The sequence below is a fragment of the Loktanella gaetbuli genome (genome assembly GCF_020531945.1).
Lineage (GTDB): Bacteria > Pseudomonadota > Alphaproteobacteria > Rhodobacterales > Rhodobacteraceae > Loktanella > Loktanella gaetbuli.
On the sequence record NZ_JAJATZ010000007.1, the window covers coordinates 1 to 14734 of the forward strand.

The 14734-nt window shown below is 63.2% G+C and carries 16 protein-coding genes; 12 read left to right on the forward strand and 4 right to left on the reverse strand.

Going from position 1 to position 14734, the window contains the following annotated elements:
* The first annotated feature begins 191 nt into the window (after positions 1 to 191).
* The 6 genes from LGQ03_RS13515 (at position 192) to LGQ03_RS13540 (ending at position 4037) form a co-directional block, all read left to right on the forward strand.
* On the forward strand, positions 192 to 839 hold the full coding sequence (locus LGQ03_RS13515; protein ID WP_226748829.1) for a DUF1007 family protein: 648 nt from the start codon (positions 192 to 194) through the stop codon (positions 837 to 839).
* Positions 827 to 1741 (forward strand): nickel/cobalt transporter, encoded by a 915-nt coding sequence (locus LGQ03_RS13520; RefSeq protein ID WP_226748830.1) that lies wholly within the window; start codon positions 827 to 829, stop codon positions 1739 to 1741. Before LGQ03_RS13515 ends, LGQ03_RS13520 begins: the two co-directional genes overlap by 13 nt.
* A 199-nt stretch (positions 1742 to 1940) precedes the next feature.
* On the forward strand, positions 1941 to 2252 hold the full coding sequence (gene rpsJ, locus LGQ03_RS13525; RefSeq protein WP_056032218.1) for a 30S ribosomal protein S10: 312 nt from the start codon (positions 1941 to 1943) through the stop codon (positions 2250 to 2252).
* Positions 2253 to 2267: 15 nt separating this feature from the next.
* A complete protein-coding gene (gene rplC, locus LGQ03_RS13530) occupies positions 2268 to 3134 on the forward strand; it encodes a 50S ribosomal protein L3 (protein ID WP_056032220.1) in 867 nt (288 codons plus the stop codon).
* The gene (rplD, locus tag LGQ03_RS13535) at positions 3124 to 3744 is read left to right on the forward strand and encodes a 50S ribosomal protein L4 (protein ID WP_056032224.1); all 621 of its coding nucleotides are present in this window, start codon (positions 3124 to 3126) and stop codon (positions 3742 to 3744) included. Before rplC ends, rplD begins: the two co-directional genes overlap by 11 nt.
* Positions 3741 to 4037: a 50S ribosomal protein L23 gene (locus LGQ03_RS13540; protein WP_056032227.1), complete on the forward strand. Its 297-nt coding sequence runs from the start codon at positions 3741 to 3743 to the stop codon at positions 4035 to 4037. The genes rplD and LGQ03_RS13540 overlap by 4 nt, the downstream gene beginning before the upstream one ends.
* A 95-nt stretch (positions 4038 to 4132) precedes the next feature.
* Here the strand turns inward: LGQ03_RS13540 and LGQ03_RS13545 are convergent, their stop codons facing one another.
* Positions 4133 to 4912, reverse strand: coding sequence for a hypothetical protein (locus LGQ03_RS13545; RefSeq protein WP_226748831.1), 780 nt, complete (start codon positions 4910 to 4912; stop codon positions 4133 to 4135).
* Positions 4912 to 5889 (reverse strand): hypothetical protein, encoded by a 978-nt coding sequence (locus tag LGQ03_RS13550; protein ID WP_226748832.1) that lies wholly within the window; start codon positions 5887 to 5889, stop codon positions 4912 to 4914. Before LGQ03_RS13550 ends, LGQ03_RS13545 begins: the two co-directional genes overlap by 1 nt.
* A gap of 221 nt (positions 5890 to 6110) precedes the next feature.
* On the opposite strand from LGQ03_RS13550, the gene LGQ03_RS13555 reads away from it, so the two are divergent.
* From LGQ03_RS13555 to LGQ03_RS13570, 4 genes are read left to right on the forward strand one after another with little or no spacing between them, the layout of a single operon-like run.
* The gene (locus LGQ03_RS13555; RefSeq protein ID WP_226748833.1) at positions 6111 to 6845 is read left to right on the forward strand and encodes a 5-oxoprolinase subunit B family protein; all 735 of its coding nucleotides are present in this window, start codon (positions 6111 to 6113) and stop codon (positions 6843 to 6845) included.
* Entirely contained in the window at positions 6827 to 7849 is a 1023-nt protein-coding gene (locus LGQ03_RS13560; protein WP_226748834.1) for a 5-oxoprolinase subunit C family protein, read from the forward strand. The genes LGQ03_RS13555 and LGQ03_RS13560 overlap by 19 nt, the downstream gene beginning before the upstream one ends.
* A gap of 11 nt (positions 7850 to 7860) precedes the next feature.
* Positions 7861 to 8619 (forward strand): LamB/YcsF family protein, encoded by a 759-nt coding sequence (locus LGQ03_RS13565; RefSeq protein WP_226748835.1) that lies wholly within the window; start codon positions 7861 to 7863, stop codon positions 8617 to 8619.
* On the forward strand, positions 8616 to 9992 hold the full coding sequence (locus LGQ03_RS13570; RefSeq protein WP_226748836.1) for an NAD(P)/FAD-dependent oxidoreductase: 1377 nt from the start codon (positions 8616 to 8618) through the stop codon (positions 9990 to 9992). The genes LGQ03_RS13565 and LGQ03_RS13570 overlap by 4 nt, the downstream gene beginning before the upstream one ends.
* Here the strand turns inward: LGQ03_RS13570 and LGQ03_RS13575 are convergent.
* The gene (locus LGQ03_RS13575) at positions 9989 to 11176 is read right to left on the reverse strand and encodes an acetyl-CoA C-acyltransferase (RefSeq protein ID WP_226748837.1); all 1188 of its coding nucleotides are present in this window, start codon (positions 11174 to 11176) and stop codon (positions 9989 to 9991) included. The genes LGQ03_RS13570 and LGQ03_RS13575 overlap by 4 nt on opposite strands.
* 58 nt (positions 11177 to 11234) lie before the next feature.
* On the reverse strand, positions 11235 to 12638 hold the full coding sequence (locus LGQ03_RS13580; RefSeq protein WP_226748838.1) for an L-serine ammonia-lyase: 1404 nt from the start codon (positions 12636 to 12638) through the stop codon (positions 11235 to 11237).
* Between the two features lie 162 nt (positions 12639 to 12800).
* On the opposite strand from LGQ03_RS13580, the gene LGQ03_RS13585 reads away from it, so the two are divergent.
* Both LGQ03_RS13585 and LGQ03_RS13590 read left to right on the forward strand, forming a co-directional pair.
* Positions 12801 to 13562 carry an SDR family NAD(P)-dependent oxidoreductase gene (locus LGQ03_RS13585; RefSeq protein ID WP_226748839.1) on the forward strand — a complete coding sequence of 254 codons (762 nt, stop codon included), beginning with the start codon at positions 12801 to 12803 and terminating at the stop codon, positions 13560 to 13562.
* Positions 13559 to 14725 carry an acyl-CoA dehydrogenase family protein gene (locus tag LGQ03_RS13590; RefSeq protein ID WP_226748840.1) on the forward strand — a complete coding sequence of 389 codons (1167 nt, stop codon included), beginning with the start codon at positions 13559 to 13561 and terminating at the stop codon, positions 14723 to 14725. Before LGQ03_RS13585 ends, LGQ03_RS13590 begins: the two co-directional genes overlap by 4 nt.
* Positions 14726 to 14734 lie beyond the last annotated feature (9 nt).

Below are 14734 nucleotides of genomic sequence, written 5' to 3' on the forward strand. Positions count from 1 at the left end.
GCGTGGTGTCCAAGATCGTCGAATAAGCCGCACCGCGGGCATCGCCCGCAGCGACGACACACATCCGAAAGGCCGCCCCCGAAAGGAGGCGGCCTTTTGCTTGGCGGTGGGCTTGCGTCGGAATCGGCATATCACCGCCACGTCATTGCCGTCAGATTGTCAGCACAGCCGCGATACCTTATGCGATGGACATGCGTCCTAGACTGTTTGCCACTGCTGTTGCCTGTTGTTTCCCCACGGTTTCCGCCGTGGCGCATCCGCATGTTTTCGTCACGGCCTCTGTGACTGTCGTCTATACCGATGGTGTGCCGACGGCTGTCGAACTCAGCTGGCTGTATGATGATTATTTCTCGCTCTTGCTGACGTCCGATCTGGGAATCGATCTGGACGGTGATCTGGTCCTGACCCCGCAAGAAGAAGCGATCCTGGCGCAGGCCGTGACGGAATGGCCCGCCGATTTCAACGGGGACCTAGAGGTCATGCAGAATGACGATGTTGTCAGGCTTCTGCCCAAGCAGGATCACCGCATGGTCTTTGAAAACGGTCTTGTACGAGAGGTACATACCCGCCCGCTTGATCCCGGTCTGACGGGTGATCCGCTGACGGTGCGGGTCTATGACCCATATTATTATGTCGCCTACGACTTGTTAGAACCCGTCAACATCACCGGCACGGACCAGTGTTCCAGCGCGGTGACACCGCCCGATCTGCACAACGCCTACGCATTGGTCGAAGAACTGCTTTACGGTCGGCCCGCCAGCGATGTCGGTCCTGACGAGGAATTCCCCGCTGTCGGTGTGGAATTTGCCGCAACCATCACGATCACATGCGAAACGTAGTCTGGATTGCCATCGCGATCGGCGTCCTGGCTGTGGGCTGGGCCGTTTGGGGGGCGCTGGCGGGTGCGATAGGGCAGTGGGCCAGTGCGACACAACGGGATGTCCAGAATGCGATGGCCGCCAGTCTGCGCGCCCTCAGGGGCGGGCAGCCCGGTGCGCTGGCCGGTTTGTGGACGCTGTGTTTCACCTATGGTTTTGTGCATGCCGCAGGCCCTGGACATGGCAAGCTGGTGATCGGTGGTTATGGCTTGGGTGCGCGCGTTCCAGTGGGGCGGTTGATGGGCCTCGCAGTTGTGTCCTCACTCGCGCAGGCCCTGTCGGCAGTCGTTCTGGTCTACCTCGCAATCTGGGTTTTTGGATGGGGGCGCGAACAGGTCGGCGGCGTCGCGGATGGTGTCATGGCACCGATGAGCTATGCAATGATCGCGGGTGTTGGCCTGTGGCTGTTCCTGCGCGGGGGCCGCAAGGCGCTGGCTTTCCGCAAGCCTGTCTCCGGTCACGTCGATCACCACGCCCACGATCATCATGACGGCGTCTGTGCAAGTTGCGGCCATGCGCATGCACCGACCCCCGCGCAGGCAGCCGGGATCCGTTCCGTCAGGGATGCGGTCGTGATCGTCGGTGCGATTGCAATCCGTCCGTGCACGGGTGCGCTGTTCTTGTTGATCCTGACATATGCGCTTGGGCTGGTCTGGGCTGGTATCGTCGGCGTTTTCATCATGGGGATCGGTACCGCCAGCCTGACGGGACTGGTTGCACTGACGGCCGTCGGCCTGCGTGAAAGCGTGTTGTCCCAGGTCGCATCTGGCGCGGCCACCGCCCGGATTCTGGTTGCAGTCGAGATCCTGGTCGGTGGCGTCATCGCACTGCTGGCGATGCAACTTTTGCTGGGCAGTCTGTAGGCGGTCGATAATCCGCCGAAAATACCGTGTTCGCCAGAAAACGGGGTAGACTCCCCCCAAGTGACGCCCTATAGCGGCCAAATCCAACCGGGGTGCGCTGTGCGCGCCCTTTTCCGTTGGACCATAAGACGCGACGAGGGTGCCGGATGAGCCTGCATCTTCCTCTCCGTTAGAGCCCTGCAAATAGGGGTGATGTCACATGGCAGCCAGCCAGAACATCCGCATTCGCCTGAAGGCGTTTGACTACCGCGTCCTCGACGCCTCCACCGCAGAGATCGTTTCCACTGCAAAGCGCACCGGCGCATCCGTGCGTGGCCCGATCCCGCTGCCGAACAAGATTGAAAAATTCACCGTTCTGCGCGGTCCGCACATCGACAAGAAGTCGCGCGACCAGTTCGAGATCCGCACGCACAAGCGCTTGCTGGACATCGTCGATCCGACGCCGCAGACCGTTGACGCCCTGATGAAGCTCGACCTCGCCGCTGGCGTTGACGTGCAGATCAGCGTGTAAGGGGGAGTGATCAATATGCTCCGCACAGGACTTATCGCAAAAAAGATGGGCATGACCCGTCTGTTCATGGAAGACGGCCGCCAGATTCCGGTGACCGTTCTGCAACTTGACAAGCTTCAGGTCGTGTCTCAGCGCACCGCCGACAAGCATGGCTACACTGCTGTCCAGCTGGGCGCAGGCACAGCCAAGGTCAAGCGCGTTTCCCAAGCCATGCGTGGCCACTTTGCCGCTGCAAACGTCGAGCCCAAGCGCAAGGTCGCCGAATTCCGCGTTGCCGAAGAAAACATGATCAACGTCGGCGAAGAGCTGACCGCGAACCATTATTTCGAAGGCCAGTACGTCGACGTCTGTGGCACATCCATTGGTAAAGGTTTTGCCGGCGCGATGAAGCGTCACAACTTTGGCGGTCTGCGTGCCTCGCACGGTGTGTCCGTGTCGCACCGTTCGCACGGTTCGGTCGGTCAGTGTCAGGACCCGGGCAAGATCTTCAAGGGCAAGAAAATGGCCGGTCACATGGGTTCTGCCCGCGTGACGACCCAGAACCTGCAGGTCATCCGTACCGACGCCGACCGTGGCCTGATCATGGTCAAGGGTGCCGTTCCCGGTTCCAAGGGCGGTTGGGTCACGATCAAGGATGCGGTGAAAAAGCCGACACCCGAGAACGTCATCTATCCCGCCGGTCTGAAGTCGCTGGACGACGAAGCCAAGCGTCTGGCCGAAGAAGCAGCAGCAGAAGCCGCAGCCGCTGAAGCCGCCGCAGCAGAAGCAGCAGCAAAAGCCGAACAGGAAGCTCTGGAAGCTGCCGAGGCCGAACTTGCTGCAGATGCGCCGACGACGGACGAAACCAACGCTGCTGAAGGTGGTGACAACAATGAAAGCTGATGCAATCAAACTTGACGGCGCATCCGCAGGGTCCGTGGACCTGGACGACGCCATCTTTGGTCTGGAGCCCCGCAAGGACATCCTGCACCGTGTCGTGCGCTGGCAGCGTAACAAGGCGCAGGCTGGTACGCACTCCACGCTGGGTCGGTCCGAAGTGTCCTACTCGACCAAGAAGATCTATCGCCAAAAAGGCACCGGTGGCGCACGTCACGGGTCCAAGGGCGCGCCGATCTTCCGTCACGGTGGTGTCTACAAGGGCCCGGTGCCCCGTAGCCACGGTCACGAGCTGACCAAGAAGTTCCGCAAGCTGGGTTTGCGCCACGCGCTGTCCGCCAAGCAGGCGGCCGGTGAGCTGGTCATCATCGACGCTCTGGCAATCGAGAACGCCAAGACGTCCACACTGTCCAAGCACGTGTCCGAGCGTGGCTGGAAGCGTGCGCTGATCATCGACGGTGCCGAGGTCAACGCCGACTTCAGCCGTGCGGCACAGAACCTCGCCAACATTGACGTGCTGCCCAGCCAGGGTGCCAACGTCTATGACATCCTGAAAAGCGATACGCTGGTCATCACCAAGGCCGGTATCGAAGCACTGGAGGCCCGTTTGAAATGAGCGCCAAGGCAGAACACTACGACGTGATCCGCAAGCCGATCATCACGGAAAAGGCCACGCTGGCATCCGAAAACAACGGTGTTGTTTTCGAGGTCGCCATTGACGCCAACAAGCCGCAGATCAAACAGGCCGTCGAGGCCCTGTTCGGTGTAAAGGTCAAGGCCGTCAACACGACGATCACCAAGGGCAAAGTGAAACGCTTCCGCGGTTCGCTGGGCACCCGTAAGGACGTCAAGAAGGCCTACGTGACGCTCGAAGAAGGCAACACGATCGACGTCAGCACCGGTCTGTAATCAGACCCTCGCTACAAAACGAAAGCCCCCGCAGCGATGCGGGGGCTTTTTGCATTTCAGGGCTTTCTCGCTGACCTTTTCGGTCAGTCTGTGCCTCAGCCTTCGGGCTGTGACACCAGCGTGATCATCGTGACGCCGTCCTCGACCGCGCTGACATTCACGAGGGTCGCACCACCTGCGCTCACGCCCATGAACTGTGTGCCGCTGCCGGGGATTTCGGTCGCCGTGACGTCGATACCGCGCCCGGAAATGACGTCCTGTACCAGCGGCGTGACCTGCGCGACCGGCAATTCGACAAAGATGAACGGGTTGGACATGCTGAATCCGGGCAGATCATCGTCCAGCGCGCCAGTGTCGCGCATCGCGGTTTCAAGCGCATCGCCCAGCGTGCCGGGCGCCGTCGCCGGGGCTGCGGGTTCGGTCACGTCATCAACGCGGTCAAGAAAGAGCACGGTCACCTCGTAGCGGTCTGCATAGAGGTTGATCGTTTCCATGCGCACGCCATCCTGAAATTCGGTCAGATCTTCTGCACCGATATCGGGAAAGAGCTGGGCGAGAAACACAAGCGCCTGTGGATCATCGGGTGCCCCCTCGAGGTGGACGACCTCGACCCCGTCAACGCTGGATGTGTAGGTTTCAGGCAGATCAGGCGCGCCCAGAATATTGTCAGGTGACAGCGGAATCTCGACCAGATCGTCTGGTCCCCACAGCGACAGGACGCGGTCGCGTACCTCGGGCCAATCCGGGATTTCCAGAACGGTCTCGCTCTCGATCGTGCGCCATTCACCGTTTTCAGAGGTATCGACAATCTGACCCACGGCAGGCCCGGCCCCCACGATCGCGGCGCAAAGTGTGACTGTTTTCAAATTCTGCATCAGGGCATGTCCTCGAGTGCGTTGGTTGCATCAATATAAAGCTTGTGTGCCGCCAGCCAAAGCGGCGCGTTGTCGATGTAGGACGGGGTGACCAGCGATACGGTCGTCCCGTTTTCGCCAACCGTCATATAGGCGATGTATCGGCTTTCATCGGGGCGGGTCATGATCATGGACAGGCGGTTGAATTCGCGGGTCGTGTCCTGCGGGGTGTATCCCTCTGCGACCAGTCGATCGACAAAGTCCTGCCGCGGGTCATCCAGTCCGGCAGTGTCGGCGACACGCAGCACGACGCTGCTGTCATCCAGCGATCCGGCGTTGCGCACGATCAGGTTGCCGTCGGGGCCATTATCGACGGTCAAGGCGCGATCGACCATCACGCTGAAATCGCCAAACGTGACCGGTTGTGTCGGCGTTAGTTGCCCCCATGGCGCATCGCTACCCAGGTAGGTCATGCTGCCCGCGATCAGATCGGAAAACGCGTTGGCACTGCTATCTGCGGGGCTGACCAGATAGCCATTGTTCCCTACGATGGCAAAGTAACGGATCAGGCGTTGGCCCGGTGCGAACGGGTCCGAAATGACCTGACGCCCAACCTCGAGGCCCTGCTGATTGGCGAACATCTGGTTTTCGAACATATCGACGCGGTCAAACTTGCTCTGCACCAGCAGCCAGTCAATGTGGAACAGGTCAAAGGTAATGTCGACACGGTCGATGTAGACCCGCCGCCCTTGCCATTCCAGCGTCAGCACATGGGTAGGTTCTGTCAGCAATCCCTGCGGATTGGCGGGGGGGCCGTCGGCACCCACCACGACCAGACCATCCATCGGAAACAGAAAGACGAAGTTGGGTTCGAGCTGGACCAGATCGTATTCGAGCGAATCGAGGTCGACGGTTTGCGCAACAGCTGCTGTGGCCCCGGCCAGCGCAACCAGTGCGGCACCCCCCCAACCCAGAATACGCCGTCTGTTCGTCAGCATCTTCATCTTGCGTCGCTCACCTCCTTGAATGGCGCGGTGCAACCCCAGCGCGCATCACGAACCTTGCCCCGGAGTTGGTATCATGTCGACTACCCTCGTGGCGATTTCTTGTGTGTTCGGCTGGAAACGGCAATGCTGTCGGTGCAGAACGATGACGGCATGGTGGCTGTCTGGACGGCAGTGACCATTGCCCTGCGATGTGCCCGAGAGAGGATCCCCAGGTGTCACAGCTGACAACAGCCCCGCAGATGGACCTGCACCCGATGGGACAGGACGGTATTCTGGTGCGGTTCGGCGATGGGTTCGAGGTCGCCACGCAACCCGCCCTGACCGCTGCTAGGGTGATTGAGCACGCGAGGATCGAAGGCGTGGTCGAGATTGCGACCGCGCTTGCCTCTGTGCTGGTGCGTTTCGCGCCGGACCGGATTTCGCGGGCACAACTGGCAGATCGTCTGCGTGAGGTGCTGTTGCAGCCATCCGTTGACGCGGATGACGGGCCGAGGCGCCTTTGGACGATTCCGGCCGTTTTCGACGGCCCGCAATTGGCTGATGTGGCGCGCCACGCCGGTCTGACGGAAACGGCAGCGATAACCGCATTGACCGATGCGCAGCTCTCGGTGCTGGCCATCGGCTTTGCCCCTGGGCAGCCCTATCTGGGGTATTTGCCGGATGCATGGGACATGCCGCGCCAGACCGACCTCACGCCGCAGGTGCCAGCGGGTGCGCTGGTGACGGCCCTGCGCCAGCTTGTGCTGTTTGCCAATCCCAGCCCGACCGGGTGGCGCTGGATCGGTCGCTGTGCCTTTGTCCCGTTCCAGCCTGACCGCCCCGATCCCTTTGCATTGCAGGCGGGCGACTGCGTGCAGTTTGCTGCGACCGATGCCGGAACCATCGACCAATTACGTCGGAACCAGCCCGATGGGCTGGGCGGTGCCACATGCGCGACGCTGACATGACGATCCTGCACATCGACCAGGCTGGCCCGCTGATGACGGTGCAGGACATGGGCCGGCCGGGACGCATCGGTGTCGGGTTGTCGCCGGGTGGCGCAATGGACCGCGCTGCCTTGATCGAGGGGGCCGCGCTGCTGGGGCTGAGCGAGATTGTTGCCGGCATCGAGATGGCCGGGTTGGGTGGCACATTCCGCACCGATGCGCCGATGCGCTTTGCGCTGACAGGGGCCCGAATGGATGCGCAGATCGATGGCCAGCCGCTGCGCTGGAATGCATCGCACGTGCTGCATCCGGGACAGGACCTGCGGATCGGCGGTGTGCTGGCCGGGGCCTACGGCTATCTGGTTCCGGCGGGTGGCGTCAGGGGCGAGGGCGTGCTGGACAGCCGGTCAGCGCATCTGTCGGTCGGTCTGGGCGCACCTCTTGCGGCAGGTGATACGCTGGTGATCGGGCAGGACCCGCAGCGCGACCGCCCGCCACAGATCATCACGCCCGAGGACCGCCTGTCAGGCGGATTGCTGCGGATCATGCCCGGCCCGCAAACGCAGATGTTCGATCCGGCCATGCGCCAGCGTCTGACGCAGATCACCTTTGGGCGCGGTGCCCGCAGCAGTCGCACGGGATCACCGCTTGACTACGATGGAAACCGCCTTGGGCCATCAGGGTCGCGGGGGCCGGTGTCGGATTTTATCCGGGTGGGTGATGTGCAGATCACCGGTGACGGGACGCCGTTTGTGATGCTGGCCGAATGCCAGACCGTCGGCGGCTACCCCCGCATCGGTACGGTGATCGCAGACGACCTCTTGCGTGTCGCACAGGCAGCCAGCGGCGCGCCGCTGCGGTTTGAATGGGTCACCATTGCACAGGCTGATGCGGCCTATCGCAGCGTCGGACAACGCCTGCGCGAGGCCGCGGCGCAGGTCAGGCCGCTGGTGCGTGACCCCGCTGACATTCCCGACCTGCTGTCATATCAACTGATCGACGGCGTGACCGCCGGTGACCCATAGGAGCTAACGACATGACCCGTTCCGTCGATCTGAACGCCGACATGGGCGAAGGGTTCGGCCCCTGGCCGATGGGCAATGACGCGGCACTGCTGGACATCGTCAGTTCCGCCAACATTGCCTGCGGATTTCATGCGGGCGATCCGGTCACCATGGGGCGGACGATGGATCTTGCACTGGCGGCAGGTGTCGCCATCGGCGCACACCCCGGCTTTGCCGACCTGCAAGGGTTCGGCCGTCGCCGCATCCCGCTGTCGGGACCGGAATTGACCCATATGATCCAATATCAGCTGGGGGCGGCGATGGCGCTTGCACAGGCGCGCGGCGCGCGTCTGGCGCACGTCAAACTGCATGGCGCGCTGTCCAACATGGCGTCAGAGAACCTCGAGATGGCGACAACCTGCTACCGTGCAGCGCTGGCCGTGCAGCCTGATCTGACCCTCGTGGTCATGCCGCAAACGGCGCTGGAACAGGCCGCCCGCGATCTGGGGGCTGCTACGGCGTCCGAAGTCTTTGCCGATCGCAGTTATAACGATGACGGCACGCTGACCGACCGCAGCCAGCGGGGGGCCATGATCCACGACCCGCAGGTGGCCGCCGACCGGATCGTGGCGATGTTGCGTGACGGCGGTATCACCACGACGGGAGGCAAGCTGTTGCGCGTGCCCATCGATACGATCTGCGTGCACGGCGACGGTGACGCAGCGCTGGCAATTGCACGGCAGTTGGCGGCGTCGCTGGATGCCGCAGGTTACAAGATCGCAGCCCCATGACCGCGTTGTCGGACGTTACATTTTATCCGTTCTGGCTGGATGACGGACAGGCACCTGACAGCTGTCCGAACCTGATCGGACCGGCGGAAACCGATCTGCTGATCGTCGGTGGAGGATTCACCGGTCTGTGGGCTGCGATTATCGCCAAACAGCGTGACCCCCAACGCGACGTGATGGTGATCGAGGCAGGCAAGGTCGCGCATGGGGCATCAGGGCGACCCGGTGGGATTGTGTCCACATCCGTCATTCACGGGCTGGGTAATGCCAAACGGGTTTTTCCGGGTGACATGGATGTGCTTGAACGTCTGGGCGTCGAAAACCTGGACGCCTGGCGCGATACCATCGAAGGCTATGGCATTGACGCTGACCTTGAATGGGGTGGCGAAATGACGGTGGCTGTCGATCCTGCGCATCTGCCGGACCTGAAAGAGGAATACGCCCTGCATCAGCAGCACGGCCACGACGCGGTGATGCTGGACCGTGCCGCGACACAGGCGCAGGTCGCGTCACCATTGTTCGAGGGTGCGATCTGGTCGCGGCAGCGGACCGGAACGGTGCAGCCTGCGAAACTGGCCTGGGGACTCAAGGCGATTGCACTGACGCTGGGTGTGCGGATTCATGAACACACGCCGATGCTGTCGGTCACGGATCTGGGGGCGCAACTGCGCATTACCACCCACGACGGACGCATCGACGCGCGGCGGGTGCTGTTTGCCACCAATGCCTGGGGCGCGGGGCACAAGAACATCAAACGCTATGTCGTGGCCATGCGTGACCGGGTTCTGGCAACGGAACCGCTGACACCCGAACAGATGGACCGCATTGGCTGGTCCAACCGGCAGGGGATCTACGACACCCGCACACAGCTGAACTACATGCGGCTGACCCGCGATAACCGGATCGTCTATGGCGGGCGGATCGGATACTATTTCAACGACGCGACCGACCCGGCTGGCGACCGGCAACCGCAGGTCTACGAACGCCTAGCGGGCTATTTCGCGCAGACCTTTCCGCAACTGGGCGACGTGAAATTCTCGCACGCGTGGTCCGGCCCGATTGACCTGACCACCCGCATGGCGGTGCATCTGCAACCCTATTATGGCGGCAAGGGCATCTATGCGGGCGGCTATTCGGGGTTCGGTGTCACCGGATCGCGTTTCGGCGCGCGGCTGGGGCTAGAGGCGCTGGACCGGACCGGATCGCCCGATCTGGACCTTGCGCTGGCCAGCACCCTTCCGGGTAGCATCCCGCGCGAACCGTTCCGCTGGCTGGGGGCCGCGCTGACGATGCACGCGCTGAACGAGGTCGACACCAAGGGTGGTTGGCGCAAGGCATGGCTCAACCTTGTCCATCGCCTTGGCTTTCCGCTTTAGATCAGCTCGATCGCGATGGCGGTGCCTTCGCCGCCGCCAATGCAGATGGATGCGACACCGCGTGTCAGGCCCCGCGCGCGCAGGGCTCCCAGCAGGGTTACGATGATCCGCGCGCCCGATGCGCCGATGGGATGCCCCAACGCACAGGCCCCGCCGTGGACGTTGACCCTGTCGTGGGGGATGTCGCGGTCCTTCATGGCGGCCATGGGCACCACGGCAAAAGCCTCGTTGATCTCGAACAGGTCGACGTTCGCGTAGGTCCAGCCGATGCGGTCGAACAACCGGTCCATCGCGTGAATGGGGGCGGTAGTGAACCAGCCCGGTGCCGCAGCAAAGGCCGCTTGGCCCACGATCCGCGCGATGGGCTGATGCGCCTTGGCCGCGGTCGCACCGCCGATGATCAGTGCTGCCGCACCATCGTTGATGGACGATGACGATGCCGCCGTGATGGTGCCGTCCTTTTTGAACGCTGCGCGCAGGCCGGGGATTTTCGCGGGGTCGATCCGGCGCGGACCTTCGTCACTGTCGATGACCTGATCGCCCTTGCGGGTCTTGACCGTCACGGGGGACAGCTCCCAGTCGAATGCGCCTGATGCCGCCGCCTGCTGCGCGCGCGAGACGCTGGCGATGGCGAAATCATCCTGCTGCTGGCGCGTAAAGTCGTAGTGCGCGGCGCAATCCTCGCCAAACGTGCCCATCGCCCGGCGGGTGCCGTCCGGGGCGATGTCATAGGCGTCCTCCAGCCCGTCCAGCATCATGTGATCCAGCGTCTGTCCATGGCCAATGCGGTAGCCGCCCCGCGCCTTGGGTAGCAGGTATGGGGCGTTGGACATGCTTTCCATGCCGCCCGCGACGACCAGTTCCGCATGGCCCAAGACAACGGCGTCCTGCGCAAACATCGCGGCGCGCATGCCTGAACCACAGACCTTTGACACGGTGGTGCACGGTGTGCGCTGCGGGATGCCTGCATGGATCGCGGCCTGCCGCGCGGGGGCCTGTCCCAGTCCAGCTGGCAGGACATTGCCCATGAAAACCTCGTCGATCTGATCGGCAGCAATGCCCGACTGCGACAGGGCTGCAGTGATCGCCGTGGCACCCAGTTGCGTGGCCTCGACCCCGGCCAATTCGCCCATGAATGCGCCCATCGGCGTGCGCGCGGCACCAAAGATATAGGTCTCGGTCATGCTGTTCCCCCCTTGCAGATGGTGCGATCGTGCCGCGCTGCGCTGCGCGTTGCAACCGTCAGCATTCGGGTAAGTTGACCGCGATGCCGCCGGTCGAGGTTTCCTTGTACTTGGCGTCCATTTCGCGCCCGGTTTCCAGCATCACCTGCACGCAGTTATCCAGCGGCATGAAATGCGCGCCGTCGCCGCGCAGGGCGAGGCTGGCCGCACTGACGGCCTTGATCGCGCCCAGCGCGTTGCGTTCGATGCAAGGCACCTGCACCAACCCCGCCGCCGGGTCGCAGGTCATCCCAAGGTGGTGTTCCAGCGCAATCTCGGCCGCGTTCTCGATCTGCGCGTTGGTCCCGCCAAGGGCCGCGCATAACCCGGCGGCAGCCATGGCGGCGGCTGACCCCACCTCGCCCTGACAGCCGACCTCTGCGCCTGAAATGCTGGCGTTATGCTTGATCAACCCGCCAATGGCGGCCGCCGTCAGCAGCAGATCGCGCAGGCCCTGTGACGTGGCCCCGACGCAATGGTCGCGGTAATATCGCCCCACCGCAGGTACTACACCGGCGGCCCCGTTCGTGGGGGATGTCACGACCTTGCCACCGGCGGCGTTCTCCTCGTTCACGGCCATGGCGTAAACGCTCATCCAGTCGTTGGCGACATGCGGCTGGGCTTGGTTCGTGCCACGTTCTGCCAGCAGTTTGTCATGGATCGCGCGGGCCCTGCGGCGCACGTTCAACCCGCCGGGCAAAATGCCGTCGGTGGCCAGCCCACGGTCGATGCAGTCGTCCATCGCGGCCCAGATTGCGTCGATTTTTGCGTCGACATCGCCCCCGTGGATCAGCGCCTCGTTGGCGCGTTTCATCTGGGCGATGCTCTTGCTCGAGGCCTCGCCCATCGCCAGCATCTCGCGCGCGGTGGCAAAGGCGTAGGGGTAGGCGTGTTCCGGTGTGCGGGCTGTCGTGCCGCCGTCGCGTTCGGCCCGCAGTTCGGCCTCTGTCATCACGAAACCGCCGCCGACGGAATAATAGGTCTGGGTGTAATAGGGGCGTCCGCCGGTATCGAACGCGCGGAACACCAGCGCATTGGCGTGCAGATCCAGCGCAGGGCCATAGTCGAAAATTACGTCCTTGTCGGGGTCGAACCGGAGCGGCGGCAGGCCGTCGGCCAGAATCGTTTTTTTCGCATGCAGCTCTGCATCCAGTGCTTCGGCAATGTCCGCATCAAAGGTTGCCGGTTCCATGCCCAGCAAACCCAGACGCACGGCGCGGTCCGTCGCGTGGCCCTTGCCGGTAAACGCCAGGCTGCCGTGCAGCGTGACGGTGACAGCACCCAGATCGCCCGCGCCGGGAATGCGTTCCGCTCCACCACGCAGGTCCGCCAAGAACAGCGCTGCCGCGGTCATCGGCCCCATCGTGTGGGACGACGACGGGCCGACCCCGATTTTGAACACGTCGGTGATGGACAGGAACATATGCAGCCCTTTCGCGGCGAATTACCCCCTTATCGCGTGCTCTGCTCTGCCACGATAGGCCAAGATCGCCGCTCGACCCGCCGGATGCGTCACGGCGCGTTATGGGTGGCGCAGGCGGCGGGCGCTGCTAGGGTGGCGGCAATTCAATCGTGGGAGGGTGTGATGGATATTCAGGGAATCGGAGTCATCGTGGCTGGGGGTGCCTCGGGGCTGGGGGCTGCGACTGCGCGGCGGCTGGCGACAGCAGGCGCGCAGGTCACGATCATCGACATGAATGCCGCCCTTGGTCAGCCGCTGGCGGCCGAGATTGGCGGAACCTTTGCTCAGGCTGACGTAACAGATGATGCAGCCGTGACGCAGGCAATTGACGCAGCCTTTGCCGGGCCGACACCGCCGCGCCTGTGCGTGAACTGCGCGGGCATCGGTCCACCGGCCAAGATCGTGAACCGCGATGGCACGCCCCTGCCGCTGGCGGAATTCACCCGCATCGTGACCATCAACCTGATCGGCACATTCAACGTGATGTCCAAATTCGCGGCCCAACTGCAAAAACTGGATCCCCTGGGCGAGGAGCGTGGCGCGATCATCAACACGGCCTCCGTCGCGGCATTCGACGGTCAGATCGGCCAGCCCGCCTATGCCGCATCCAAGGGCGGTGTCGCGGCCCTGACCCTGCCTGCCGCGCGCGAAATGGCGCGGTTCAGCATCCGGGTCATGACCATCGCACCAGGTCTGTTCCTGACCCCCCTGATGGAAAGCCTGCCACAAGAGGCGCAGGACAGTCTGGGTGCGCAGGTCCCGTTCCCGAACCGTCTGGGTGATCCGGACGAATACGCGCGGCTGGTGCAGTCGATTGCTGAAAACCCCATGCTGAACGGCGAGGTGATCCGTCTGGACGGCGCGATCCGCATGGCCCCGAAATGACCGAATCCGCCACAGAAATCGCCGCCCGCGTCGAGGCATTCGTCCGCGACATCGTTGCACCTTTTGAAAAGGACCCACGCCGCGATGACCACAACTGCCCGACCGAGGACGTGATCGCGGATCTGCGTGTTCTGGCCCGCAAGGCAGACGTCATGACGCCGCATATCCGCGCGGATGGCAGCCACCTGACGCACCGCGAAACGGCGCAGGTGTTGATCGCATCGGGTCTGTCACCGCTTGGGCCTCTGGCCTGCAACACAGCCGCCCCGGACGAGGGCAATATCTATCTGCTGGGCAAGGTCGGGTCAGAGGATCTGAAACGCCGCTTTCTTGACCCGCTGGTGGCAGGCACGGCGCGGTCCGCATTTTTCATGTCAGAGCCGTGGGAGGACGGCGGTTCCGGATCAGACCCGTCGATGATGCAGACGACCTGCAAACCCGATGGCAATCATTGGGTCGTGAACGGGCGCAAATGCTGGATCACGGGTGCGGCACAGGCGCAAATCGGGATCGTCATGGCCAAGGCCGAACAGGGGGCCTGCATGTTCCTCGTAGACTTGCCGAACCCCGCGATCCGCATCGTGCACCAGCCCAAAACGATCGACAACAGCCTGCCGGGCGGGCACTGCACCGTCGAAATCGAAAACCTGCGCATCCCCGCAGATCAGATGCTGGGCGAGCCGGGCGAGGGGTTCAAATACGCACAGGTGCGTCTGGCACCCGCGCGCCTGACCCATTGCATGCGCTGGCTGGGGGCCTGCATCCGCTGCAACGAGATTGCGACGGACTACGCAAATCGCAGGCAGGCCTTTGGCAAACATCTGATCGACCACGAGGGCGTGGGGTTCATGCTGGCCGACAACCTGATCGATCTGCAACAGGCGCGCCTGATGATCGACTGGACCGCCGATGCGCTGGACCGCGGCGAACGGGCCGGCCGCGAAAGTTCGATGACCAAGGTCGCCGTCAGCGAGGCGCTGATGCGCGTGGCTGACCGCTGCGTGCAGGTCATGGGCGGCACGGGTGTCAGTGATGCGACCATCGTGGAACAGGTGTTCCGCGAAATCCGGGCGTTCCGTATCTACGACGGCCCGTCAGAGGTGCACCGTTGGTCGCTGGCCAAGGGGATCAAGAGGCACTGGGAAAAGTCGCAGGGCGCCTGACGCCGCAAG

Excerpts from the sequence above, each read along its gene's own strand:
- LGQ03_RS13515 (WP_226748829.1), top strand. The coding sequence starts at position 192 with ATGCGTCCTAGACTGTTTGCCACTGCTGTTGCCTGTTGTTTCCCCACG.
- LGQ03_RS13520 (WP_226748830.1), top strand. The coding sequence starts at position 827 with ATGCGAAACGTAGTCTGGATTGCCATCGCGATCGGCGTCCTGGCTGTG.
- rpsJ (WP_056032218.1), top strand. The coding sequence starts at position 1,941 with ATGGCAGCCAGCCAGAACATCCGCATTCGCCTGAAGGCGTTTGACTAC.
- rplC (WP_056032220.1), top strand. The coding sequence starts at position 2,268 with ATGCTCCGCACAGGACTTATCGCAAAAAAGATGGGCATGACCCGTCTG.
- rplD (WP_056032224.1), top strand. The coding sequence starts at position 3,124 with ATGAAAGCTGATGCAATCAAACTTGACGGCGCATCCGCAGGGTCCGTG.
- LGQ03_RS13540 (WP_056032227.1), top strand. The coding sequence starts at position 3,741 with ATGAGCGCCAAGGCAGAACACTACGACGTGATCCGCAAGCCGATCATC.
- LGQ03_RS13545 (WP_226748831.1), bottom strand. The coding sequence starts at position 4,912 with ATGCAGAATTTGAAAACAGTCACACTTTGCGCCGCGATCGTGGGGGCC.
- LGQ03_RS13550 (WP_226748832.1), bottom strand. The coding sequence starts at position 5,889 with ATGCTGACGAACAGACGGCGTATTCTGGGTTGGGGGGGTGCCGCACTG.
- LGQ03_RS13560 (WP_226748834.1), top strand. The coding sequence starts at position 6,827 with ATGCGCGACGCTGACATGACGATCCTGCACATCGACCAGGCTGGCCCG.
- LGQ03_RS13565 (WP_226748835.1), top strand. The coding sequence starts at position 7,861 with ATGACCCGTTCCGTCGATCTGAACGCCGACATGGGCGAAGGGTTCGGC.
- LGQ03_RS13570 (WP_226748836.1), top strand. The coding sequence starts at position 8,616 with ATGACCGCGTTGTCGGACGTTACATTTTATCCGTTCTGGCTGGATGAC.
- LGQ03_RS13575 (WP_226748837.1), bottom strand. The coding sequence starts at position 11,176 with ATGACCGAGACCTATATCTTTGGTGCCGCGCGCACGCCGATGGGCGCA.
- LGQ03_RS13580 (WP_226748838.1), bottom strand. The coding sequence starts at position 12,638 with ATGTTCCTGTCCATCACCGACGTGTTCAAAATCGGGGTCGGCCCGTCG.
- LGQ03_RS13585 (WP_226748839.1), top strand. The coding sequence starts at position 12,801 with ATGGATATTCAGGGAATCGGAGTCATCGTGGCTGGGGGTGCCTCGGGG.
- LGQ03_RS13590 (WP_226748840.1), top strand. The coding sequence starts at position 13,559 with ATGACCGAATCCGCCACAGAAATCGCCGCCCGCGTCGAGGCATTCGTC.